The organism is Enorma sp., assembly GCF_982429025.1.
The window spans coordinates 1-24,860 of the sequence record NZ_CEWCAA010000002.1 but is presented as its reverse complement, the minus strand read 5'-3'; the positions used below and the strand labels follow the sequence as shown (position 1 = coordinate 24,860).

Below are 24,860 nucleotides of genomic sequence, written 5' to 3'. Positions count from 1 at the left end.
CGCTCCGCTGGCCCGGCCGCGCGCGGAAAGGATAGCGCATGATATTTGAGGCAACGGGCTACTCCAACGTGGGGCAGGTGCGCGAATCCAACCAGGACAGCTACCTCATCAAGGTCGCGTCTACCACGATGGGTGACGTCGCGCTGCTCGCCGTGGCCGACGGCATGGGCGGCCTCGAGAGCGGCGAGCTCGCTTCGGCCACGGTCATCCGCATGCTGTCCACTTGGTTCGACACCAAGCTCCCAGCCGCGTTGGAGGTCATGGAAACCTCGGTGGGCGGTTTCGAGCAGTTTGTCGACGGTCAATGGAACGGCCTTATTCAGGACATGAACATGGCGCTTATCCGTTACGGGATGGCGCATCACATGAACCTGGGCACCACGCTCACCGCGATGCTCGCCATCGGTGGGCGCTATTCGATTGTGCATGTGGGCGATACGCGCGCCTACGAGATTGTCGTTGGCGGCATTACGCAGCTCACCCAAGACCAGACCTTCGTGCGCCGCGAGGTCGAGGCTGGTCGTCTCACGCCCGAGGAAGCCATCGTGCACCCGCGTCGCAACGTACTTTTGCAGTGCCTCGGTTCAACCAAGGAGGTCGTGCCGGATCTCGTGCACGGCAACATCACGCGAGATGCCATCTACCTCCTGTGCTCGGATGGTTTTCGCCATGTGCTCACCGAGGGCGAGCTACGCAAGCGTCTGGGCCCGGCAGCCCTTACCGAGTCGCTCTGGCACGTCGAGCGCATGCGTCCCGGATTCACCCAGGCGGACGACGTGGAGCTCACGCGCGAAGAACAGGAAGGCTTTCCTCAGGGAAGCGTATCTGAGCAGTTGGCAATCACCGCGCAGCTGGTCATGGACCGCAAAGAGCAGGATAACCTCACCGCCGTGGTGATGCGCGTGAAGCAAGGAGACCGCTAATGGCTAGGATTCGCCGGGGCTCGTCGGCCCGCCGTGCGCGGGTGGGCGACGTCATCAAGGGGCAGTACAAGATTCTTCAGGTTATTGGCGCGGGCGGCATGAGCCGCGTGTACCTCGCCTCGGACCTGCAGCTTACCAACAAGATGTGGGCTATCAAGGAGGTCGACCGCCATGCGACCGACCCAGCTGGCCGCCCTATCGAGCAGTCGCTCGCCCGTGAGGCCGATCTGCTCTCTAAGCTCAACCATCCCAATATCGTTGATATCGTCAACATCGAGAAGACCGACGATTTCATCTATGTCGTGGAGGACTACGTCGAGGGCGACACGCTGGCGGATGTGGTGCGCAAAGACGGCCCGCAAAGCGAAGAGGACGTGCAGCGCTGGATGCTCCAGGCCTGCGATGCCCTCGGTTACCTGCACGAGCAGGATCCACCCATCATCTATCGCGACATGAAGCCCAACAACATCATGTTGCACCCGGATGGCTATATCAAGCTTATCGACCTCGGTGTGGCGCGCGAGTACGTTGATGATGTCAACAAGACCGATACCGTGGCCTTCGGTACCGAGGGCTACGCGGCGCCCGAGCAGTATGGCACCAAGACGCAGACGGACGCTCGCACCGATATCTACGAGCTCGGAGCCACCATGTGGCACCTGCTCTCGGGCGGGGCGCCGCCCATGGAGTTCCCGTTGCCCGACGTCCGCACGGTGAACCCCAATGTGTCCGAAGGCTTTGCGAACATCATCAACAAGTGCTGCAAGCTTGATCGCGTCGAGCGCTATCAAACGTGCGAAGAACTTGCCGTCGACCTTGAACGCTACCAAGAGCTTACAGCCGAGTTCCGTCAGAAGCAGGTCAGGAAGGTCCGCTCGTTCGTCATGTGCGCGGCCAGTGCCGTGCTCTGCGTGGTCGTGGGCCTGGTGTGCTTGGGCGCGCGCGAGGGCGTGATCACGCAGAACTTTGAATACCAGATGCAGATCGGCGACGACGCGGTGCGCTCGTCCGATGCGGTGGCGGCGCAGACCGCCTACCTGGATGCCATCTCGCGCCGTCCGGGCGATACGCGCGGCTACGAGGGCCTCATCGCCTCGTACAAGATCGACGGCGCGTTCGATACGGACGAGAAGGCGCAGTTCGATTCCGTTTACCAGGCTAACGTGGAGGCGCTGCGCCGCAGCGACGACTTCGCGCAGCTTTCCTTCGATATCGGCCAGTTGTACTGGTACTACTACGCGTACGGCGGCGCGGGCGATGCCGAGGAGAATCAGAGCACGCGAATCAAGGCTTCGGCGGAGTACTTCCAGGCTGCAGCAGAGGACGTGACCTTCGAGGACCGTCAGCGCGCGCAGGTCTACAGCGGTATCGCTGAGTTCAACCTGCAGATTTCCGAGGCGGTGCGCACCGACTCGGATAGCGATGAGGATTATCAGGAGTACTGGGACAACCTCGAGCAGCTGGCTGACACCATCGATGGGGACACGAACAACCGCGTGCGGCTGGATAGCTATGCGCTCATCGTGAACGCGCTCGAAACGTATCTGTACGGGTTCGAGGGCGCAGGCATCACGCAGAGCGAAGTCGAGGATCTTTACACCGTGGCGCTCCAGGGCCTGAACGACCTCGAGGGACGCTTTAACGAGGACGACGCAGGTTCCGAGGCCGAGCGCCAGGATGCGCTGTCGCGTCTGCAGAACCAGGTGCGCACGAAGATTACGACGGTGTACGCCGGCGCCGTCGTTGGCGGGAACTAGGAGGGGCGACGATGGAAAACGTGCTGTTGGGCGTAGCGGTTGCCCTGTTTATCATCGGCGCCGCCTTGGCAGTGGTCGCCGGCGTCATGTTCGTAAAGCGCGATGTGATGGATTCGGTTCGGTTCTTGCAGGGCAAGCGCATGGCGCAGCCGGCAGGCGCCGCCAAGAAGTCGTCGCGCACGGGCATGCTTCGCCAGGGGCGTCAGGGCCGTCGCGGCGGTGGGGCGCGTGCCGGGCGGCCGGCGGGCGATGACCGCGCGACCGATGTGCCCGGCACCGGTCCGGGCGAGGATTCGCCAACGGCCGTGGTGGCGGCCGGCCAGGAGCGCGGCGACGACCGCCCAACGACCATCTCGGGCAAGGCTGTTGCCTCGCCGAGCGGGAAGGACGCGTTCTCGGACGGCGGGGCACCGCGCTACGAGGAGTCTGAGTTCCCTACCGAGATCTTGTCCGAGCGGGACGATTCCGAGCAGCCGACGGGGGTGCTCGCGGCATCGGACGAGGGCGCCGAGAACAGCGAGCGGCCTACGGGCGTGTTGGGTCCGGAGGAACAGGCAGAGGGTAGCGAACGGCCCACGGGCGTGCTTACCGAAGACGGGGCAGGCGAAGATGAATCCGAGCGCCCCACGGGCGTGCTTGCCGACGAGGCTTTGGGAGAGGTGGAGGATAGCGAACGGCCCACGGGCGTGCTTGCCGAAGACGAGGCTGCCGAGGATGCTGAGAAATCCGAATGCCCGACGGTGCTCCTGGGCGATGAGCCCGCCGATGAGTCCTCCGAGGCCGCAACAGGCGTGCTCGGCGCGCACGATGCCGACGAGCCCTCCGAGGCCGCAACAGGCGTGCTTGTTGGGGAGGTTGCGGCGCTGGATGACGGTGGGTCCACCGCAGAAACAACAGCGCCCGAAAGTGTTGCGCAACAGGATGAATCGCTCTTCCGATTCATACTTAAACAAAATGTCATGGTTGTTCACACCGAGGAAACTCTTGATGAGCACTGAGCGGGAAGGAATTGATAATGTCTGCGTTCAGCAAGCTTAAATACTATGCCCGGAAGCCCGTGGCCGTGATCATGGCCGCCTCGCTCGTGACCTCGACGGTCCCGGCGGTGAGCCTCGTCGCCGCGGCTCCGGTGTATGCCCAGCAGAAGGCGGGCGGTGGCCATGAGGTCGCTACGGAAGACGAGCAGACCAGCAATGGCACGTTTGATCCGAGCACGGGCGCTATCCAGCTGATGTTCGATTCGGCGAGCAGCGAGGCAGGCAGCGTCGAGATTACGCACGAGCAGATCGTAGATCTGCTCAAGGCGCAGAAGGCAAACGAATTCGCTCAATACTTCGACTACAACGGTGGGTCCGGAGCGCAGTTCAAAGCTGCGGTTGACGAGAAGATCGAAGAGCTCAAGAAGGATAAACCCGGCACCTATGAGGTGAAGGATACCGCTTACTCCATCACGGACATCGCGTTTACGGTTGCCGCGCAAGAGGGCAGCAGCATCAAAGTTAAAACCGCAGATGACGGCACAGTTACGGTGAGCACGGACGCCGAGGTGGCAAACGAGCCGCTTACCATCACGGTGACTTCGATCAGCTACCAGTTCGATTTCAAGTACGCCTTCACGCCGGAGGCGGCTCCTGAGCCCGAACCGGAAGAGCCTGAGAACCCCGGTGAGTCCGGAGAGACGACGGGTGAGACACCCGGGCAGGGTTCTGGCGATCAGAGTTCTGGCGGTGATCAGGGTTCTGGCGGTGATCAGGGTTCTGGCGGTGATCAGGGTTCTGGCAATCAGGAGGAGACGCAGCCGGCAGAGCCCGAGACGACCGAGGCCTGGTTCGGTGGCAAAGACGATGCGAGCTTCACTGACAAGGCGAGCGGGAAGATCGACCTTGAGGCCGCCCCTCTGTCTTATGATGGCGTGCTGACGGTGACTGCAGAAGACTATTGGGCGGGCGCAACAGAGAGTGCCACAACGGTCGATGCGCAAGGTGAGCTCGTTTATCAGGGCGATCCTATTCAGTGCACCGTGCTGAGCAAGCAGCCGGGTAACCTCGATCTCACGGTCGATCTTGGCGATGCGGAGAACTACATCGACGTGTCGGTGGAGCGTGGGAACAGGACGGGCCTCTTCTTCAAGAAATATGACTACGTCGTCACCATCACGCCTAAGCACGCGAGCGAAGCGCCGTTGAGCTTCCGCATCAACGTGAAGAGCCGTAAGGGCAATTACACCATCACCGTCAACGTTCCGCAGGTCCAGCCGAAGCAGGTCGATCTTGCGACGATTACCACCGATGCAATCGACTTCCGTATGGCCGATGACCAGGCAGACGATATCGTTAAGGCGGCAAACGCGGCGGTAGAGAAGGAAACCGGCGTCAAAGACCTCTTTGCTACAGCTGAGATTACCGATAAAGATGCGTACTACGGCGCCGCGCTGAACGGTATGACGCTCAGCGCATCGAGCTATACGATGACGGTCAACGAGGATGCCGAGGGCGCTTCGGACTACGATTTCACGACGTCGACCACGGCCGAGGGCGGAACGACCACGATCACCCAGACGCTCCCGAAGGTGCCGGTCAACAAGATGCAGACCATCGCGTGGGGCGAGGACGGCTCGGGCAACCTGTCGCTGACCGGTACCTCGCTCGGTGGCGAGAAGACGCTGACCGCCCCGGATTCGAATACCTGGTTCCGCACGGAGGCGAGCGCTGCTTGGAAGGGCGGCAAGCTCGTCCAGACCACGGCCGAGACCCCGTCGGATGGCCTGAAGTTCTCCGAGAAGAGCACGCTTGCGGCGAGCGGTCAGGGTGCCCAGGAGGGGACGTTCTTCGTCCAGGACAGCGATACCCAGGTCGTGAAGAAGATCACAGGGGTTACCTACCAGTACGACAACATTGCTCCGGGATTGACCGCGCTGAACGCGAAGGCAGGTTCAAGGGAGTTCAAGTCGAGCGACGGTGAAATCTGGGCATCCGAGAAGATGAGCGTCGAGTTCATGACCAACGAGGGCGCCTCAGATGATACCAAGTCGGGCATCGACTCCGTCAGCGCTTCCTACTCTCAGAAGGGCAGCAGCGAGGAGACCGAGGTCAAGGACATCGACTACGACACCTCGAACGGCGCAACCACGTATTCGTTCTCGATCGATGAGGACTCCGAGGTCAGCACCGAGAGCATCAAGATCGACCTGCAGGATAAAGCGGGTAACGAGCGCAATGACCAGGGCATCCATGACACGACGACGAATATCGACGTTGCCAAGCTCGTGGCCGAGGCCTCTGCGCCCACCATCAGCGCCACGTGGGATTCGAGCGACGCCCAGAACGGCAAGTACTACAACCACAACCGCTCGCTCACGCTCACGGTGAACGCCCCGTTCTTCGAGTACACCCAGGAGTATCTGGGCAACCACGCCATGGCTACCATCACCAAGGATGGGGCTGCGTGGAAGACCGTGACCCCGGGCGACTTTACCAAGACCGGCGACGACACGTGGTCCTGCACCATCTCCTTCACGGAGGACGGCGACTACGAGGTTTCGAATGTCAACGCCACCGACGTGCTCGGCCGTACGAGCACCGCTGCGGGCGATACGTTCACCATCGATAAGACCACGCCGACCATGCAGGTGTCGTTCGACAACAACAACGTGGCAAACGGCAAGTACTACAACGCCGCGCGCACGGCTACGATCACCATCACCGAGCACAACTTCGATCCGTCGCTCGTGCATATCACTCCGACGGCGGGCGCGGGCAACGGCGGCGAGGTCGGTCAGCCTTCCATTTCCGGCTGGTCGACGAGCGGCGACGTGCATACCGCCACGGTGACCTTCCCCGGTCAGGGCGTCTACACGCTCTCGGTGGATGGCATGGACCTCGCGACCAACGAGCTGACGCCGTACACCTGCCCCGAGTTCGTGGTCGATACCCTCACGCCCGAGATTACTATCTCCGGCGTCGAGAACATGACCGCCTACCAGGGCGATGTGAACCCGTCGGTCGCGGTGCACGATACCAACCTCGATAGCGCGACCGATATTCACGTGGAGGTCGTAGGCATCTCGCCCTACGGCGAAGAGGCGAACCCCTTCACCAATGACCCGTCCATCACGGCCACGGACGCATCGGTGAGCTACCGGAACCCCTCCGACGTCAAGGCGAACGACAACGTCTACACCGTCGTGGTGAACGCAGTCGACCTTGCCGGCAACACGAGCGACGACGCCGTGACGTTCTCGGTTAACCGCTTTGGCTCCACGTACGTCATCTCCGACGAGACGGGCAAGATGCTCAACGAGTACCTCAAGTTCGACGATACGACCGACGTGCGCGTGACCGAGATCAACCCCTCGGGCCTCGATGCGAGCCAAACGGCCGTCGAGCTTACGCGCGATACGAGCAATACAACCCTTTCTGCAGACGACTATACCGTCGAGCAGGGTTCTGCGTCCGGCTGGCAGGAGTACGTCTACACGGTGAACCGCGACAACTACGACACCGACGGCGTGTACCGCGTACTCTTCCACAGCCAGGATAGGGCGGGCAATGTGTCTGAGAACGAGATGGAGGGCAAGAACGCCGCCGACGAGGGCGCCTCGGCACAGATCAACTTTGCAGTCGACGATACCGCGCCGCTCGCCTCGTTCGTTGACCTTAGCAACACGGAGCCGTATAACGAGTCGAGCCATGTGGCGAAGGTGACCTTCGAGGACAACCTCATGCTTGACCACGCGGTGGTGGAGATTAACGGCGAGGAAGTCGCGACGTTCGACGCTGAGCAGCTCGCTCAGACCGCGACGCAGGAGTTCACCATCAACGAGTCCACCGGTAACCAATCCGTCCGCGTAACCGTGTACGATGCGGCGGGCAATGAGGGCGAAGCCGTTATGGACAACGTTGTGGTAACTACGAGCGCGTTCGAGCTGTGGCGTCGCAACACGCCGCTCTTTGCGGGAACGATTGCAGTCGCGGTGCTTGCGGCGGCGGGCGTCATCTTCGTAGTGGCAAAGAAACGCTCGAAGGACGACGAGGCTGAGGCGTAAGCCGACTAGGCCAAACGATTGAGCGCGGAGCGCCTCGTCTGTGCATGCGGGCGAGGCGCTCTTTGATATGAAAGGGACGGCTGGATGTCCGAGACGGTTCGAACATGTTCGGTATGCGGGTGCCGCGTGCCAAGTGAGGCCGCTACGTGTATCTATTGCGGTGCTCTGCTGGAAGAAGTTGCTCCGGTGACGGAAGCGCCGGCTGGTGACGACGCGTGCGCCCGCCCCGAGGATGTGCCCGTCCGCTCCGCGGGTGCCCCCGCCGAGGGCAAGCGCGCTCACTCCAAGGGCGACCCCGATGAGGACATCCGCGCCGAGGATGCTGAGCGGGAGCTGTTCTCCGTTGCATGTTTCGGGTGTAGCGAGGCAGCCCACCCGCATGGCGGCGCGCATCGCAAAGAGCGGAATCTGCATGCCGCGCGGCCCAATCGTTCCGTTTTGGACGGGCGGCACCGTCGTGCCGTCAAGATTGGCGTATGCATCGGTGCCGTTGTGCTCGTGGTGTTGCTTGGCGTGGCGATTGTGCTGGCCTTCATGTCCGATCTTGATTTGAAGCGGCGGGCAGAGGCGGCTCAGGCTGCACAGGATGAGCCAGCGAGCGGGCGCGTGATCGACATCCCCGCTGCCGGATGGGGCGGGAGCTTCGCGGCGAGCGATGGCACGACGTTGTATTGGTCGTCAGGGGAGGGCATCTACGCGCTCGATGCGGCCGATATGGGAAAAGATGTCGATGCCCGTCAGCTGGGAACCGACGCTGCTACGGGGATGTATGTCGTAGGAAGCCAGTTGGTCTATACATGCGGTGACGAGGTTCGTACGCTGCCAACGGGTGCCGAAGGAGGGGATTCCTCCCCCATATCCCTCTTTACCTGCGGCGATGTTGAGCAGATTGCGGGCTTTGCGGTGCATGGAGACGTCGGTTACCTGCTGGTGCAATCGGGGGAGCCGGAGGGCTCCCCAGCAGACTCTGATGATGCTGCCGATGCGGGCGAAGGCTCGGATGGTTCCGCTGCCTCCTCTGGCGACGGCAGCGCGGCCGGTATGGTACTGCTGAAGGCAAATCTTGCTTCGGAAGAGCCTGCATGGACGCAGGTGTATGCTGTCGAAGGTTCGCATGGCTGGCTGTTCGATGTGGGCGACCAACTGGCAATAATGAGCGCAACCGAGACCACCTGGACGCTCGCCCAGACAGATTATGGTGCGCTGGAAGATGAAGGCGCTTCGGCCGCGTCCTCGGCGTTCCAGCCCATTGCGCAGGCGGACGAGCAGCTGCTTGCCGCCTTTTATGATGGAAAGAACATCTATACAACCGTGAGGGGCGCGAACGACACTCCGGTTACGGCGCGCCAAGAGCTTTCGGGCTCGTTTTCGGACTATACCAATGTGGCGGGTACGCCGCTCTTTGCAGGTGGTCCCAGCCTGTGCGTCGTGCTTACCGATGCAGGGGGCTTGGCATGGATTGATTCACAGACGGGTTTTTTGCACGATTCTTCGGAGCTCGTGGACGAGGCAGGGCTGAGCGTCACGCCTGCGTCGAGCAAGATAGCCGTCGATGGCGCCACGGTATGGGTGCTTTCCATGGCTTCGGATGGTGCGGGTGAACTCGTTTATCTTGACTGCTCGGATGATTCCGAGGGTATCGTATCGGCATACGGAGCCAGCGCGTAGAAGCGCGGCTCTCAACGAAGGGAGCACGTCATGTATTGCACCAACTGCGGCGCCTTGAATCGTGAAGGATATGCGTTTTGCACCAACTGCGGAGCTCCCCTGCTGCAACAGTCGCCGTCGCAGCAGGTAGCCGCTCGTCCGGGTCAGCAGGCCCCTCATGCTGGGGCGGTGCCGCAGCCGCGCCCGGCCCAGGTGGCCCAGCCTCGCCAGGCCCAGCCGCAGTCTCGGCCCGTGCCGCAGCCGCGCCCGGCCCAGGCAGCCCAGCCGCAGGCTCGGCCCGTGCCGCAGCCGCGCCCGGCCGTTCCCGCAGCCCGTCCTGTGCCTTCGCGTCCGGCCCCCTCGTCTTCCGAGCTCCCCCGCATCGTCCCTGATCGCCCACGCTCGTCGAATGGCCCCCAACTCACCTTGGTACGCTCCAACGGCACGCGCTATCGCATCACGGAGTTTCCGGCGGCGGTGGGCAAGGGCTCGGCGTCGAACGTGCGAATTAGCGGCAACACGGCCATCTCGCGCGTACATGTGCTCATTAATTTCCTGGGCAACGGATTCTCGATCGAAGACAAGGCCTCAACCAACGGAACGCGCATCAACGGCAACATGTTGCAGCCGGGAGAGTATGTGCGCTTGCACTCTGGCGATCGCTTGACGTTGGGTGACGAAGATTTTCTGGTCGAGCTGTAAGGCAATCTCCGGTCAATCACTGCAAGCACTTCCTATAATAGTAGGGGGGCGACATCCCTTCTCAAGAGGCAGGTCGTGCGCAGCAACGCGCTGCGCTCCCTCTGCCTGTGCCATGAGGGAGCTTATGTATACTGTGGCGATTGTTGACGATGACCAGGTCCAGGCAGCTGCGCTTGCTCAACAGATCAAAATGTTTTCATATGCTCAGGATGTTGCCAATATCGTGCTTTTGGCACCCGGCGATTTGGCTTCGAGCGGTCTTTCGGGCATCGATATCTTGTTCATCGGCGTTCGGCTTGGCGAAGGGCCTACGGGTATCGATCTGGTCGATGCGCTCGTGCCGAGGGGCGGCTCGGTCCAGGTTATCTACGTTTCGGACCATCTTGAGTACGCGCCACAGGCCTATCGAACTGAGCATACGTGGTTTTTGGCAAAACCGGTCGAACCCGATAGCCTTAACGCCGCACTGGCGCGGGCTATTGAGAACCTCAACTGCTCGCAGCGCAAGCCCATTCTCGTGCGGGCGAGAGGCTCGCTGGTGCAGCTTGTGCCTCAAGACATCATGTATGTGGAGAGCGAGCGGCGTCGCGCCCATATCCATCTGAACGGAAGCGAGGTCGTTGCATACGCCAAGCTGTCCGACCTAGAGCGTGCGTTGCCGCCCCAGTTTATCCGCTGCCATAAGAGTTTCCTCGTCAACATGGATTACATCTCGCAACTGCGTGCGCGCGACGCGCTGCTCACGACGGGCGACGTGCTGCCGGTGAGCCAGCGCTGCCGTAAAACGCTCCAGGAATGCTTTGTACGGTATGTGGGCCGTCTGGTGTAGCGGGAGGCTCAAGCGCGCTCGCTCGTGTGGGCAGCCGCTCCGCGCGCCGGCCGCTCGTGTTCACGCACCTCGGCGATGACGCGGGCCATGGTTTCGTCAATTTTGTCGCGTTTGAGTTCGCATTCCCAAATAGTGATGGGCGTCCAGCCGAGTTCTTTCAGCTCGGTGATCGCACGGGCGTCGCGCTCGATGTTGCGGCGAAACTTTGCCTCCCAGAACTCGGTATTGCGCTTTGGAATCGAAGGATTGCAGTGCGGGCATCGGTGCCAGAAGCATCCGTTCACAAAGATGGCGATTTTGCGTCCGGGAAACGCGATGTCCGGCCTGCCTGGAGCCTTTTTCCACTGAAGGCGATAGCCGGTAAGGCCAGCGGCTCGCAGGCGCTGGCGCACGAGCAGCTCGGGTTTGGTGTTTTGCCGCTTGTTTCCTTGCATGGAATGGCGGCTGTCGTGGCGGCGCTTGGCGAGGGCCGCAAGGTCTTCGTCGCTTGATGTCCGCGAGAGCGTATTGACGAGCTCTACATCTGCGGGCATCCACGAGAGGGTGGCGAGAGAGCGGCGCTCGATCCAGCGTATTTCAAGTTGGCGATCGCTCTTCTGGGGTTCGCCCTCTTCGATGCGGCACGAATAGCATTCCATCGAGAGATGAAAATCCGGGTAGTCGTATTCGACGGTGTAGATGTCGCGGAGGTCGGTCACGCGGATGTTGAGCTCCTCGGCAAGTTCGCGCCGGCATGCGTCTTCGGCCGTCTCCCCGCGTTCTACTTTGCCGCCGGGGAATTCCCAGAGGCCCGACATCTCTCCGTAGCCGCGTCGAACGGCGAGCACGCGGTTGCTGTCGCCGTTTTCGTGGATGATTCCCGCTGCCACACGGACTGTTTTCATGCAACGTACTCCCAGCTTGACTTTGGTTCTCACCGTATTGTACGCATCTTGGGCGGCCCTCGCCGATTTACCATGTCGACTGTGAGCGCGGGAAGCCGGAGGGGGCGAGCCGACGCGGCTGCAAGCGTGGAAAGCCGGCGGGAGCGTACCGCCGCGGCTGCGAGTGCGGAAAGCCGGCGGGAGATGCCGAGGCGTTTAAGAAAAGCCGGCGGAGCGGGGGCCCGCGCGCCTCGAAACCAGGTACAACCTCAGCCTTAAGCCTTCCTTCACCCTACCTTACAAAACTGCAATCCGCCTGTAAGGCAAATCGATGGCACCTCGAAGGCCATCCTGCGAGGATAGCATCAGGAGGTGGTCCCGATGAAAACCACGAACGTAAACGCAACTGATCGCAAGCTTGCCTACGCGAGCCCCTATGATGTCGAGCCTGTGCATGAGGTGCATAGCCCCGTGGTCAGGGCGGGCATGTCGGTGGTTGAGATGGTGGCATGGCTTGTGGTCATGGCGGCGCTCTCCATTGGCATGATCGTGCTCCTGTGGAACGTCTCCCGCTAACAGCGGTTCGCACTCACCGGGTGTTGGCGTTTCACATGTGGTTCGCAGGCACCAGGTGCCAGCGTTTCACGCGGAGGTGGCCGGAGGAGCTCGGTTGAGTCTTGTGGAGCATCTCCCCCCCTGGCTGGCGACAGTGTTGCAACGACTCGGCGCACCGTCGCCAGCATGGGAGCAAGGTCCGCTGCTAATGCCCCATAATGGAAGAATGACTGAAAGGAACGAAGATGCCTGTACTTACCCAGCAAGCGCGCCATGCGGCGGGCGCCGCCGGAGTCGCCGGTGCCCTCGTGCTCGACGTTCAGCATATTGAAAAGATCTATGGTAGCCGCAGCAACGTGACGCATGCGCTGCGCGATGTCTCCTTTACCGTCAATCAGGGCGACTTCGTGGGCATCATGGGTGCATCCGGCTCGGGCAAGTCGACGTTGCTCAATTGCGTCTCTACCATCGATAAGGTCACGAGCGGCAGCGTGATCGTGAACGGCGAAGACGTCACGAGGCTCAAGAGCCAACAACTCACCAAGTTCCGCCGCGAGCAGCTGGGGTTCATTTTCCAGGATTCCAATCTTCTCGATACGCTTACCGCGCGAGAGAACATTGCCCTGCCGCTCACTATCAGCCGCGTGCCTGCCAAAGAGACGCTCGCTCGCGTGACCGAGGTCGCCGGGCGCCTTGGCATCCGTGAGACGCTGGACAAGTACCCCTATCAGCTTTCGGGCGGCCAGCAGCAGCGCGTTGCGGCGGCGCGCGCCCTGGTTACCAACCCGGCCATCATCATGGCCGACGAGCCCACGGGCGCGCTTGATTCCAAGAATGCGCGGCTTCTACTCGAGAGCTTCGAGACCATGAACCGCACGTACCGTGCGACGGTGCTCATGGTCACGCACGACAGCTTCGCCGCGAGCTACACGCAGCGCGTGCTCTTCATCCGCGACGGGCGCATCTTTACCGAGCTTCGCCGCGGCGGGTCCACGCGCCAGGAGTTCTTCGACCGCATCATGGAGGTTGTGGCCATGATGGGCGGTGAGGGATCCGATGCTCTGTAAAATAGCCTTGGGCAACGTGCGCCGCGCGAGCAAGGATTACCTGGTCTACCTGCTTACGCTCACGCTTGCCGTGACGGTGTTCTACGCGTTCAACACCATCTCTCTGCAGGTCGATATCGCCGGCGTAACCAAGCAGAACGCGGGAATGGGCGAGACGCTCGGCGGCCTCATCAGCGGTCTTACCATCTTTCTCGGCTTTGTCATGGGCTTTCTCATGGTGTATGCCAATAACTTCATCATGAAGCGTCGTAAGAAGGAGTTCGGCCTCTATCAGGTGCTCGGCATGAGTCGCGGGCAGGTGGCGCGCATCATGGCGCTCGAGACGTTTTTCGTCTCACTTGTCTCGCTCGTGCTGGGAATTATCTTGGGCGTTGGGCTCTCGCAGCTCATGGTCTTCTTCACGGCCTCGCTCTTCAAGACGCAGATAGCCGACTTCCACTTCTTCTTTTCCTTCGGGTCGTTCATGCTCACGGTTGGTTGCCTCGTTGCGATCTTCTTGGTGACGCTCGTCTTCAACCTTCGCGTGGTGGCGCGCACCAAGATCATCGACCTCATGAGCGCAAGTCGGCGCAACGAGAACATCAAGGTGCGCAATCCTTGGATCTCGGCGGTGGTCTTCGTTGTGGGCGCGGTGCTCATAGGCATCTCGTACGCACGATTGCTGCGCGACGGCCTGCCGTACGATGGCGGCGCTGGAAACATGACGAACTTCCTTTGGATGACCATCATGGTCGTGATCGGCACCATCCTCTTCTTCTTTGGCCTTTCGGGATTCTTGCTCAAGGCGCTTCAGGGTGCTCGCGGCATGTACTGGCGCGGCCTCAATATGGTCACGATGCGGCAGCTTGCCGCCAAAGTGAACACCGTGAGCTTTTCGATGGCCATGATCGCTATGATTCTCTTCCTCGCCATTACGGCGGTGACCGCTGGCATGTCGCTTGCAAGCGTGATGAACGAGAGCGTGGAGCGCGGCACGCCGTTCGATTACACGCGCGTGCTCGTCTATTTCGGTCCGCAGGCGGTTGCCGAGGAGAACGCCTACGCCGAGGCGAACGGAGAATTTACGCGCTACGCCGTGGCTTCTGAGCCCATCGATATGATCGAGGCGAGCAAGAGCGATACGGTGAATGAAGGAGCGGCGGATGCACGCCCCTTCGACTTGTCGCAGATTGCTGGCGGAAGCGTGCAGGTGAACGTCTATGATTCGACCCCGCGCAGCGCCGACGCACCGATTGTGACGCTGAACCAGCTTTGCGAGGAAACGGGCATGAGCATGCCGTCGGGTGTGGACGCGACGGGCACGGCAGAACTCGGGCTTGGTGTGGTTCGCGAGAGCGAGTACAACGCTTACCTGCGCTATCGCGGCATGGACGAGATTGATTTGGGTTCAGATGGCTACACGATCATCTCGGACATGGGGGCTACACTCAACGACATCTACAACGCGGCTCTCTCGCAGGGTGTGGAGATCGATTTCAACGGCCATGCGCTGCGTCCGATGAGCGACCGCGTGAACGAAAACGCGAGCGCATTCCAGAACGCCATGTTCGGCATGAACACCGGTACGGTCGTGGTGCCCGACGCGTATGTGGATGAAGCGGACCTCCCGCTGTACATGGGCTATCTCATGGTCGACTATGCCGACGACATCACTACCGAGGAAGGCGACGCCTTCATTCGCGAGCACCGCACGTATGCTCCCATCACCAACGATGCGGGCGAAATCGTGGCGGGATGGGGGTCCGAGGCAACGCGCACCGAGAGCTACGAGAGCGTGGACTCTATGAACGGCCTGATCTCCTACCTGGCTATCTACATCGGCTTCGTGCTGGTGCTGGCGTGCGCTGCGATTCTGACCATCCAGCAGCTCTCGGGCGTGGCCGATGCGAGCCCCAACTATCGGATACTTGCCGAGCTGGGTGCGCCGACGCGCCAGATCATGCATTCGACGCTCGTGCAGCAGGCGATTTTCTTCGTGTTCCCGCTCTTCATCGGGGTTGCGCACTCGTGCGTGGCGCTGAGCGTGATCGTCAAGCTCGTGCAGCTGTTCGGCGGCTTCACCATCGGCGGCGCGGTCGGCCTCACGGCGTTCATCTTCTTGGTGGCATATGGCGGGTACTTCTACGTGACCTACCTCATGAGCAAGGGCATCGTGAGGGATGCGATCAGGGCGCGGCATAGTTTGTAGCGCGTCGTCCGGATGGCTTCCCGCGCCCGGGCTATGTGAGGGCTTTCGACGGGCCAGGCGGGAATTAGCTTGGCCCCCGTATCTATAGTTGAGAGGAGGGCCGGATGATGATTATCGATGCTGTTATGCAAAGCGTAACGAGCGTTTGGCTGCCTATTGCAGGATGGGTGGTAGCTGGGGTTGCCATGTGGCTGGTTTCCGGCCACTCGCAAAGGCGCGACGACTAGGGTCTGCGCTCCAGCCGAGGATTCTGCAGGCTTTGATGTTGGAGCGGAGGGTGCGTGCTTCGTTGTGCGTGCCCTCCGCTTCGTTTCGGCCCGCCTGGGGCCCGTTTTTGGCCTGCCCGGCGGCTCGGTTTCAACTTTTGGGCACTTCAATGACGATGTACGAAGTATACGATTACGGCGCTCGTCGCTGACCAGGCAATTTGTTCGCGCCGAGGTAGTCTCTACTTCGGATTCGTTGGATAGACTGCCCAAAAGTTGAAAAAGCTTTCAGGCGGGGCCCCCCGAGGGGTCTTCCGAACCTCGGATTTCGGGCGCTTCCCGCGCGTTCTGTGCATAGATTGAACTTCTGTTTGGAGGATAAGAGCAACAAAGTGGGCGGAGCTGCAACTGCAGCCCCGCCCACTTTGCATGAAAGGGTTTGAAATCAGGGGGAACCCTGCAGACCCATGTGCCGCAGGAGCGATTTCAGCTTACACCGACGCCGCATAGGGGCGTACGGGCCAAGACTGGTGAGTGTTGCTCGCGCCATCGCCCGCCCGCAGCTTGCGCAGGAGCGCTTCGTAAGAACGGCGCAGATTTGCGCGCTGGTCCTCGGAGCGGCTGCGCGGTGTGCGCATGCGGATGACGCTTCCGCTCGCACGCCCTGCTTGCCTGGTTGCCCCGGTGGTGTCCGGCGCGGCGGCTTTGGCGGCGGGAAGGGGGCCTGCTTGGCGCTTGGTCCCCGTGCGGGAGGATAAATGCTTGCGATGCATGCGATATGCTCCTGTTCAGCGTTGCCGGGCCGTCTGTTTTGCTATGGCATGTTGGACGCCCGACGGTCGTGTATCGAATGCCATTTGGTTTGTACCACCCGGCGCGGACAATAAACCTAATCTTTGCTTAATCCCGCGCCCTGCGCTATTTCTACAGGGACGGTTAGCTCCCAGGTACGGTTTTCCTACAGGTACGTTTGGCCTACCGCGTAAAGAGAACCGTCCGGTGGCAGAGCCTCCTAAAGACGAGATGCCCCGCTGCGGCGCAGGCGACGCCCAGCCCGAGGTTGAGCGCATCGCCCGCCGCCGCAGCTCCAAGGGTATCCATGAGCATCCAGCATGCAAAGCCCCCGCCGAAAGCGGCGGCCATGCCGCCAAACACAGTAACCATGATGGGCATGCTGCGCTTCACGACTTCGTTCGGGGTGTTCCAGGCAAAATTGGGCGATGCGGCGTCGACGGACAGGGCGATCGTGATGAGCAGGTAGAACACTCCAAATCCCAACACGACGATCTCGAGACCCTGTAGCGCGCCCGCCTCTCCCGAGACGACCAACACGATCGCACTGATTGCCAAGGTGATTGCAGCTGGCAGGGCGTTGGCGGCAAGCTTCGCGCCCAGAACTGTGCGCGGGGGCACGGGCACAGTTGACATGAGCCACGCCGAACGTCCTTCGAGCGAGATCGAGCACGCGGCGCTGGGGCACATGCAGGTGCAGAACACGTACACCCAGGGGATGAGCACCACAAGGCGGCTGGCGTATGCGCGCACGGCTTCATCGGTGATTTCGACGCCGTCCACTACCCCTGAGGTCAGGAGCTCGCGCATGCCCATGGCCGAAAGCGCGACGGCGACGACGACCATGAGGATGTAGCCGAACAGGCAGTTGAACGCATAGGAGGGGATGCCGATGAGCGTTCGGAACTCTTTGTTCATCATGGCGCGGAACGGCGATGCCCCGCTGCGGCGCTCGCGCAGACGCTCCGCGGTATAGCGATCCCGAGCGCCTCCCTTGCTCGCCAACAGGCCGTTGATAGGAAGGTAGAGGCGCTGCATGATTTCCAGGCATGCAAGTGCAACGCCAAGCGAGAACGCCGCAAAGACAACGAACGGCAGCGCACTGCCCGAAATGATGCCCTCGCATGCCCAGGCGGCCGGCGGGTACAGGGCGGTGAGGCCCGCGCCCATGGCAGACGCAACGCTGCCGAAAGCAGCCAGCTTAGCAGCGGGGTCGCTGGCGGTGCCCGCGCTAAAAGAGAGCGCATAGGCGCCAACGAAGATTAGGGTGAAGAACGCGAGCGCGAGCACGATGTAGGCGATATTCGCATGGCGGAACCGGACCGTGAGGACCGTAACACCGAACGCGGCGAACACGGAGACGCTTACCGGCGCGAGCGGCGCGAGCGGGATGCTCAGGACGGCGAAGGCGATCGAGGCGGGGTCTGCGGGAGTATTGAGGAAGTGGACGACGAAAAGCGGTGTCATAAACACGGCACTCAACACGATGGCGGCAAGAAAGACCGTTCCCAAGCGCGAGGCAACAACCGCGCGCCTCGATATGGGTAGCGACATCACATGGTCCCAGTCGGCGAGTCCAAAGAGCGTGCCGCGCGCCTTCATGAAGGCGAACACAATGCCTGCGAGCGAACCGACAACAAGGGCGAATGCCGGGATGACCTCGGTGAGGCCCATGGCGACGAGCCCCATGCCCATGAGCGCGACATATGCCGCCATCAAGGCACCGAGCGCGATTGCCACCACGCCGGCCAGGGCGAGGCGTGTGGTGCGCGACCGCCTCTTCGATCCCTGGCGCTCGGGTGCGAGGGAATTGACGAGTGCGAGGACTTGCACGCGGCAGAGCAGCGCGAAACCGTTCATCTACTTCATCCCCTTGAGGTGGCTGCGCCCATTAGGGCGAGCGTTGCCGGTTGTTGGCTGGGCAGCCTGTCCGGTGTTGCTCGGATGCTCAGGATCTTCTACAAGGTCGAGGAATACCGCCTCGAGCGATTCGTCGCCGCGCACCTGCTCGGTGGGCCCGGCGGCGAGCAGCTCGCCGCCACGGATGATGGCCACCTTGTTGCAAAGCTTCTCAACTACCTCGAGTACGTGCGACGAGAAAAAGACCGCGCTGCCGCGGGAAGCGAGCTCGCCGAGTATGAGCTTGAGCTCGTGAGAGGCAACAGGATCGAGGCCTACGAAGGGCTCATCGAGCACGAGGAGCCGGGGTTCGTGCAGGAGCGCGCCGATGAGCACGAGCTTTTGACGCATGCCGTGAGAATAGCTTCCCACCGCATCGCCAAGGGCACCCATGAGCTCAAGGCGCTCGGCAAGCTCGGTGATGCGCTCGGTGCGTACATCGGCAGGCACCTGGAAGATGTCGGCAAGGTAGGTGAGGTACTGGATTCCCGTCATGAATTCGTAGACGTCGGGATTGTCGGGAACATAGGCGATGAGGCGCTTTGCGGCTACGGGGTCGCGCGCAACGTCGATGCCGCACACGCGGATGCTGCCCCCGTCGATGCCCTGCACGCCCACGATCGAGCGGATGAGGGTGGTCTTGCCAGCGCCGTTATGGCCGATGAAGCCGTAGATGTCACCCGGCTCTACTTCGAGTGAAAGATCGCGCACGGCTACGGTGTCTCCGTAGCGCTTCTGGTAGTGATCGATAGCGAGAATGGGCACCTCGGGGGCGCTTTGCGCGTTCATGGTATCTCCTTGATGGGGGTGAGACAGTTGTGCCGGGTACAACTGTCTCTCTGTTGCTATGTATGAGACAGTTTAACCCGGCACAACTGTCTCATTGTGCTTTCGGTGGCTTCGGGGTATCGGCGGCACCCTTTTTAGGCAGGCGGCCGGCGCGCTTGAGTGCGTCGCGCAAGATCCACTCGACCTGCCCGTTGGCGCTCCGCATCTCATCGTCGGCCCAGCGCTGGACCGCCTCCCATATGGCGGGGTCGATGCGAAGGGGATATTGTTTGCGCGCCATGGCGGTCACCTGCTGCTGAGAGTTAACAATGGAGTCGAGTGGCGGTCAATCTTGGAAGAGCGGGCCGGATGCTGTTTGCCTTGGAAGGCTGGGCCGGAGGCTGCTTTACGAGACTGCTTCCCCCGGCCCATCGTTATTCGACCCTGAAGGCTAGTAGAGAGATCCTGCGTTCACGATGGGGTGCGCTTCGGATTCGCCGCAGAGCACCACCATGAGATTCGATGCCATCTGCGCCTTGCGCTCCTCGTCGAGCTCGATCTTACCGTGCTGGCCGAGCTCGTCCACAGCCATTTCGACCATGGTGACAGCGCCCTCAACGATTTTCTTACGTGCGGCGATGACGGCTTCAGCCTGCTGGCGGCGGAGCATCGCCTGGGCGATTTCGGGCGCGTAGGCGAGGTGCGTCAGGCGCGCGTCATCGATGGCGACGCCGGCGGGCGCCAGGCGCTGCGTGAGCTCGTGCTTGAGGGCGGTCGAGACCTCCTCGATATTGCTGCGCAGCGTGATGGAATCCATGGAGTCCGAGCTGTCCTCGGCGTGGTCGTAGGCATAGATGCTCGCTACGTGACGGAGCGCCGTTTCGGCCTGCGTTGCCACGAACTGCTCGTAGTTGTCCACGTCGAAGAGGGCCTTGGCGGTATCGGCCACGTGCCAAACGACCACGTTGGCGATTTCGATGGGGTTGCCCATCTTGTCGTTGACCTTCAGGATGTCGCCGTTGAGCGTGCGTGCGCGCACCGAAACCTTGGTGGAAAGGCCGCTCGCTGCTTTGGCCGCCGTCTCGATGCTCTTGCTCAGCGAGAGCCCGCTTTTGCCCACGGCGCTCGCTACGGCATCTTCGGTGGCAGAGTTGGAGCCCATGCTGCGGCTGTAGAACGGGTTCGCCCAGCGGAAGCCCTCGTCACGCACGGTGCCCTTGTAGTCGCCGAAGAGGATGCACACGCGCGCCTGCCCGGGCTGCAGGGTGAAGAAGCCGGATACGGGAATCCAGATCAGGCAGAAGGCGGTGATGCTGAGCCCCAGGCCCCAGCCCGAGAGAGGGCTTGCCGCCACACCGGCCTCGTCGGCGTTCACGAGCCCGATGATGCTCAGGACGAACACGGCGACGATGGCGATGAAGGCGATGAGAATGACGCCAAGCATGCCCCAGCCAGATGCGGCCTTGATCTTCTTTTCCACGCTCATGGATGTTCCTTTCGCGAAGCGCCCCGCCGGCGTGACGGCGAAGCGTTGCCCCTGATATTCCTCGGGGGGGGGCGACTCCCTGGCCACGGGCGCCGAAGGGCGCCGAGCGGTCGAGTGCTGCGTGCTCGCGTTGCTCTGCCGGTGCGTTCGCTGTGCCGGTGGGCGTTTCGCGTCCCGCCGCTTTGCGCTCGCGCCGCTTTGCTGCGGGTGATTGCCGCCTCGCCGCTTTGCGCCTGCGTTGCACAGCTGGCAGACACTTCGCAGCTCACAGCCTCGTGCCGCTTCGCCGACAGGCATTCCGTGCTTCCTGTCGACCTTCGTGGTGATGCCATTGTGATATCACATTGAAACCAAGTCAACTACCGTTCACCGATTGGCGAGCGGCGGTGTGCGGAGACGGTCTGCGGTGGGTGGTGAATTACTGGAAGAGGTCTTATGGGGGCAACTTGCATGCCGGTCTGCGGCCAGTGCGGGCAACTTACATGCCGAATTACGCAATAAGGGGCTTAATTCACCTTCTTATTGCGCAAAACGGCATGTAAGTGTGTTATTGAGGATCGTTGTTGAGGGCAGGCGAGCAGGCGTTTGCGGTGGTCGGCAATGGGGAGGCCCTCGAGCTCTGGCCGGCTGAGGCATGGCACCGTGTCGAGGAAGAAAGCACCTTCGACCTCAACGCGCTCTTTGGTGATTTGTAGCACGCGGGACCCGACGCGCGGCCGTGCATCACCCGTTCGCAAAAAACCTTGCGAACGGGTCTATCTCATCCCAAATCGCTGCCCTTAACAGCAGGTGCCTATGGTATTCTTCAAAACAGATAAGTTCTCGGTAAACGGTCAAAAATGCGGCGCGAGCGTCAAATTGCACCGGCCCGTACCACAGTCGGTGTGCACGGTTGCTCCGTCGTGTGCGCCGGGTCCCGAGTAAGCAAGCCGGCGTCTGCCGGCGCGAACAAGGAGCGTGGTTACACGATGCAGGAAGCATGGGAAGGCTTCGAGGGCGGCACCTGGACCGACGAGGTTGACGTCCGCGACTTTATCCAGCGCAACTACACCCCCTATGAAGGCGATGAGTCGTTCCTCGCTGGTCCCACCCAGCGCACCAAGGACCTCTGGGACTACGTCATGGGCCTCCTTACCAAGGAGCGCGAGAAGGGCGGCTGCCTCGACATGGACACCAAGGTGGTCACGGGCATCGTGAGCCACCCAGCCGGCTACATCGACAACGAGCACCCCGAGCGCGAGACCATCGTCGGTCTGCAGACCGATAAGCCGCTCAAGCGCGCGCTGCACGTCAACGGTGGTATCCGCATCTCCATGCAGGCGGCCCAGCAGCACGGCTACAAGATCGACGACGACGTGGTGGAGAACTACACCTTCCGTCGCAAGACCCACAACCAGGGCGTCTTTGACGTCTACACCCCCGAGATGCGCGCCTGCCGTTCGTCGCACATCATCACGGGCCTGCCCGACGGCTACGGTCGCGGCCGCATCATCGGCGACTACCGTCGCGTTGCCCTCTACGGCGTGGACTACCTCATCAAGGACAAGGAGGCCCAGAAGGCCTCCACGCCCAAGGTCATGACCGAGGAGAACATCCGCGACCGCGAGGAGCTGCAGGAGCAGATTCGCGCCCTCGGCGAGCTCAAGATGATGGCCGATTTCTACGGCTACGACATCTCCGGCCCGGCCAAGAACACGCAGGAGGCCATCCAGTGGATGTACTTCGCGTACCTCGCTGCGGTGAAGGAGCAGAACGGCGCCGCCATGTCCATGGGCCGTACCTCGACCTTCATCGACATCTATGCTGAGCGCGACCACGCCCGCGGCACCTTCACCGAGGAGCAGATCCAGGAGTTCGTGGATCACTTCATCATGAAGCTCCGCATGGTCAAGTTTGCCCGTACTCCCGAGTACCAGAACCTGTTCTCCGGCGACCCGCAGTGGGTCACCGAGTCCATCGGCGGCATGGGCGTGGACGGCCGCACCCTCGTCACCAAGACGGCGTTCCGTTACCTCCACACGCTCGAGAACATGGGCACCAGCCCCGAGCCCAACCTCACCGTGCTCTGGTCGAAGAGCCTGCCGCAGGCCTTCAAGGAGTTCTGCGCCAAGACCTCCATCGCCTCGAGCTCCATCCAGTACGAGAACGACGACCTCATGCGCGTGTACCATGGCGACGACTACGCCATCGCCTGCTGCGTGAGCTCCATGCGCATCGGCAAGGAGATGCAGTTCTTCGGCGCCCGCGCGAACTTGGCCAAGTGCCTGCTCTACGCGCTCAACGGCGGCGTGGACGAGATCTCCAAGAAGCAGATCGGCCCGAAGTATCGCGCCGTCGAGGGCGACACGCTCGACTACGACGACGTTGTGAGCAAGTTCAACGACATGATGCAGTGGCTCGCCGGCGTGTACGTGAACGCGCTGAACATCATCCACTACATGCATGACAAGTATTGCTACGAGCGCATCCAGATGGCGCTGCACGACAAGCACGTGCACCGCTGGTTCGCCACGGGCATCGCCGGTCTTTCCGTCGTGGCCGACTCGCTTTCCGCGATCAAGTACGCCAAGGTTCACCCCGTTCGCGACGAGCAGGGTGTGATCGTGGACTTCGAGGTCGAGGGCGAGTTCCCCAAGTACGGCAACGACGACGACCGCGTGGACAAGATCGCGCACGACGTGGTGCATCAGTTCATGGAGTACATCCGCATGAACGACACCTATCGCAACTCCGTGCCCACGACCTCGGTGCTCACCATTACCTCCAACGTGGTGTATGGCAAGAACACGGGTGCCACGCCGGACGGCCGCAAGAAGGGCGTGCCGTTCGCCCCGGGCGCGAACCCCATGCACCGTCGCGATACGCACGGCGCCATCGCGAGCCTGAGCTCCGTGTCCAAGCTTCCGTTCCGCGATGCCCAGGACGGCATCTCCAACACCTTCTCCATCATCCCGGGCGCGCTCGGCAAGGAGGACCAGGTGTTCTTCGGCGATATCGATCTGGACAGCATCGACTTTTCCACGGCCGAGATTTCTGTGGAGAACCCGGACTGCGCCGAGTGCTAACAACGCCGGCAACGTTGGCAATGGGGCGGGAAATTTCCAGTCCCATTGCCAACTGCTAGTGTACTAGAAGCAATTTGGCGTTATACTAGTAACGATTCCTAATGTGGCGGCGCGACGGGTTGCCGCGCCCCTTCGAAAAGGAGAAGCACATGAACGTCACCGACGTCCCCCAGGCGCAGGCCGACAACCTCGTTAACATGATCGACGCGTATGCCGAGAAGGGTGGCCATCACCTGAACGTTAACGTGTTCAACCGTGACACGCTGCTCGATGCGCAGCAGCATCCCGAGAAGTACCCGCAGCTCACCATCCGCGTGTCTGGCTATGCGGTGAACTTCCACAACCTTACCAAGGAGCAGCAGGACGAGGTCATCTCCCGTACCTTCCACCAGGGGATGTAACTCACGCGTTCTGCCTGATAGAATGCGGTAACGCTCCTGCGATTCCAACAAAGCTGAGCTTAAGGGCCGGCTGCGAGATGCGCCTCGCAGCCGGCCCTTTGCGTGCGGGGCGTAGATATTTGAGTGTGAACAGCAAAAATGGATAACTTTGTCGATTTTCTGCTCTCTGATGATGCGCAGGCCGGCTCATTTCCGTGCGAAACGCCTTGTTATAAAGAAAATCGAGCCACACATGAGCTGTTTTGGCCTCTGTAAGAACGTTGGCCACCATCCGAGAGCAGAAAATCGACAAAGTTAGCCAATTTTCGCTCAATACGTTGAGAAACGACCTTTGTGGCACGGCGGGGGTTCGACTCGCTCCCCGATGCGTGATTGATAGGTTTGTGTCTGCGGTTAGCTTTTCCCTGCTGCGCTGGCTACCAGTTTGCTTCGATCTCGCGAATGCGGTCGTAGAGCCATCGATTCTGCGGGACGAGGATACCGTGCTGCTCGGCAAGGCGAATGACGGTCCCAGCGAATTCCTCGACCTCGGTTCGGCGGTGCGCGACACGGTCCTGCGCCATCGAGGGCATGCCTGCCGGGTCAATCGAGGCGATGAGGTCTACCATGTCGCCTGTGTTTGATAACGTCTGATTTGCGAATTTGAGCATACTGTTTTTTCGGGAATG

19 protein-coding genes are annotated in these 24,860 nt (G+C 61.5%); 13 read left to right on the top strand and 6 right to left on the bottom strand.

Going from position 1 to position 24,860, the window contains the following annotated elements:
- The first annotated feature begins 38 nt into the window (after positions 1-38).
- The 7 genes from AC1VS5_RS00715 to AC1VS5_RS00685 all read left to right on the top strand — a co-directional run bounded on the left by AC1VS5_RS00715 (position 39) and on the right by AC1VS5_RS00685 (position 10,902).
- Positions 39-923, top strand: a complete 885-nt coding sequence (locus AC1VS5_RS00715; RefSeq protein ID WP_481217347.1) for a PP2C family protein-serine/threonine phosphatase — start codon at positions 39-41, stop codon at positions 921-923.
- Positions 923-2,680, top strand: a complete 1,758-nt coding sequence (locus AC1VS5_RS00710) for a serine/threonine protein kinase (RefSeq protein ID WP_481217346.1) — start codon at positions 923-925, stop codon at positions 2,678-2,680. The genes AC1VS5_RS00715 and AC1VS5_RS00710 overlap by 1 nt, the downstream gene beginning before the upstream one ends.
- An 11-nt stretch (positions 2,681-2,691) precedes the next feature.
- Positions 2,692-3,678, top strand: a complete 987-nt coding sequence (locus AC1VS5_RS00705) for a hypothetical protein (protein ID WP_481217345.1) — start codon at positions 2,692-2,694, stop codon at positions 3,676-3,678.
- 17 nt (positions 3,679-3,695) lie between these two features.
- Entirely contained in the window at positions 3,696-7,724 is a 4,029-nt protein-coding gene (locus AC1VS5_RS00700; protein ID WP_481217344.1) for an RHS repeat domain-containing protein, read from the top strand.
- Between the two features lie 84 nt (positions 7,725-7,808).
- Positions 7,809-9,392: a hypothetical protein gene (locus AC1VS5_RS00695; protein ID WP_481217343.1), complete on the top strand. Its 1,584-nt coding sequence runs from the start codon at positions 7,809-7,811 to the stop codon at positions 9,390-9,392.
- A gap of 30 nt (positions 9,393-9,422) precedes the next feature.
- Positions 9,423-10,073 (top strand): FHA domain-containing protein, encoded by a 651-nt coding sequence (locus tag AC1VS5_RS00690; RefSeq protein WP_481217342.1) that lies wholly within the window; start codon positions 9,423-9,425, stop codon positions 10,071-10,073.
- 124 nt (positions 10,074-10,197) lie between these two features.
- On the top strand, positions 10,198-10,902 hold the full coding sequence (locus AC1VS5_RS00685; RefSeq protein ID WP_481217341.1) for a LytR/AlgR family response regulator transcription factor: 705 nt from the start codon (positions 10,198-10,200) through the stop codon (positions 10,900-10,902).
- A gap of 8 nt (positions 10,903-10,910) precedes the next feature.
- Here AC1VS5_RS00685 and vsr read toward each other — a convergent pair whose 3' ends face one another.
- Positions 10,911-11,786, bottom strand: coding sequence for a DNA mismatch endonuclease Vsr (gene vsr / locus AC1VS5_RS00680; protein WP_481217340.1), 876 nt, complete (start codon positions 11,784-11,786; stop codon positions 10,911-10,913).
- A gap of 360 nt (positions 11,787-12,146) precedes the next feature.
- Between vsr and AC1VS5_RS00675 the strand changes: the two genes are divergently transcribed.
- The 3 genes from AC1VS5_RS00675 (at position 12,147) to AC1VS5_RS00665 (ending at position 15,575) form a co-directional block, all read left to right on the top strand.
- Entirely contained in the window at positions 12,147-12,341 is a 195-nt protein-coding gene (locus tag AC1VS5_RS00675; RefSeq protein ID WP_481217339.1) for a hypothetical protein, read from the top strand.
- Between the two features lie 224 nt (positions 12,342-12,565).
- Positions 12,566-13,387, top strand: coding sequence for an ABC transporter ATP-binding protein (locus tag AC1VS5_RS00670; protein WP_481217338.1), 822 nt, complete (start codon positions 12,566-12,568; stop codon positions 13,385-13,387).
- Positions 13,377-15,575, top strand: coding sequence for an FtsX-like permease family protein (locus AC1VS5_RS00665; protein ID WP_481217337.1), 2,199 nt, complete (start codon positions 13,377-13,379; stop codon positions 15,573-15,575). Before AC1VS5_RS00670 ends, AC1VS5_RS00665 begins: the two co-directional genes overlap by 11 nt.
- 1,181 nt (positions 15,576-16,756) lie before the next feature.
- Here the strand turns inward: AC1VS5_RS00665 and AC1VS5_RS00660 are convergent.
- The 4 genes from AC1VS5_RS00660 to AC1VS5_RS00645 form a co-directional block, all read right to left on the bottom strand.
- Positions 16,757-18,433, bottom strand: coding sequence for a hypothetical protein (locus AC1VS5_RS00660; protein ID WP_481217336.1), 1,677 nt, complete (start codon positions 18,431-18,433; stop codon positions 16,757-16,759).
- A complete protein-coding gene (locus tag AC1VS5_RS00655) occupies positions 18,434-19,261 on the bottom strand; it encodes an ABC transporter ATP-binding protein (protein WP_419058268.1) in 828 nt (275 codons plus the stop codon).
- A gap of 91 nt (positions 19,262-19,352) precedes the next feature.
- Positions 19,353-19,541 carry a type II toxin-antitoxin system antitoxin gene (locus AC1VS5_RS00650; protein ID WP_204666365.1) on the bottom strand — a complete coding sequence of 63 codons (189 nt, stop codon included), beginning with the start codon at positions 19,539-19,541 and terminating at the stop codon, positions 19,353-19,355.
- 150 nt (positions 19,542-19,691) lie between these two features.
- Positions 19,692-20,726 (bottom strand): SPFH domain-containing protein, encoded by a 1,035-nt coding sequence (locus tag AC1VS5_RS00645; RefSeq protein ID WP_087186844.1) that lies wholly within the window; start codon positions 20,724-20,726, stop codon positions 19,692-19,694.
- A gap of 563 nt (positions 20,727-21,289) precedes the next feature.
- Here AC1VS5_RS00645 and AC1VS5_RS00640 point away from each other — a divergent pair.
- From AC1VS5_RS00640 to grcA3, 3 genes are all read left to right on the top strand, one after another.
- Positions 21,290-21,421 (top strand): hypothetical protein, encoded by a 132-nt coding sequence (locus AC1VS5_RS00640; RefSeq protein WP_276867573.1) that lies wholly within the window; start codon positions 21,290-21,292, stop codon positions 21,419-21,421.
- Positions 21,422-21,694: 273 nt separating this feature from the next.
- Positions 21,695-23,791: a formate C-acetyltransferase gene (gene pflB, locus AC1VS5_RS00635; RefSeq protein ID WP_481217335.1), complete on the top strand. Its 2,097-nt coding sequence runs from the start codon at positions 21,695-21,697 to the stop codon at positions 23,789-23,791.
- A 149-nt stretch (positions 23,792-23,940) separates the two neighbouring features.
- Positions 23,941-24,192, top strand: a complete 252-nt coding sequence (gene grcA3, locus AC1VS5_RS00630; RefSeq protein ID WP_019127598.1) for an autonomous glycyl radical cofactor GrcA3 — start codon at positions 23,941-23,943, stop codon at positions 24,190-24,192.
- 416 nt (positions 24,193-24,608) lie between these two features.
- Here grcA3 and AC1VS5_RS00625 read toward each other — a convergent pair whose 3' ends face one another.
- A complete protein-coding gene (locus tag AC1VS5_RS00625; RefSeq protein ID WP_481217334.1) occupies positions 24,609-24,800 on the bottom strand; it encodes a ketopantoate reductase family protein in 192 nt (63 codons plus the stop codon).
- Between the last annotated feature and the right edge of the window lie 60 nt (positions 24,801-24,860).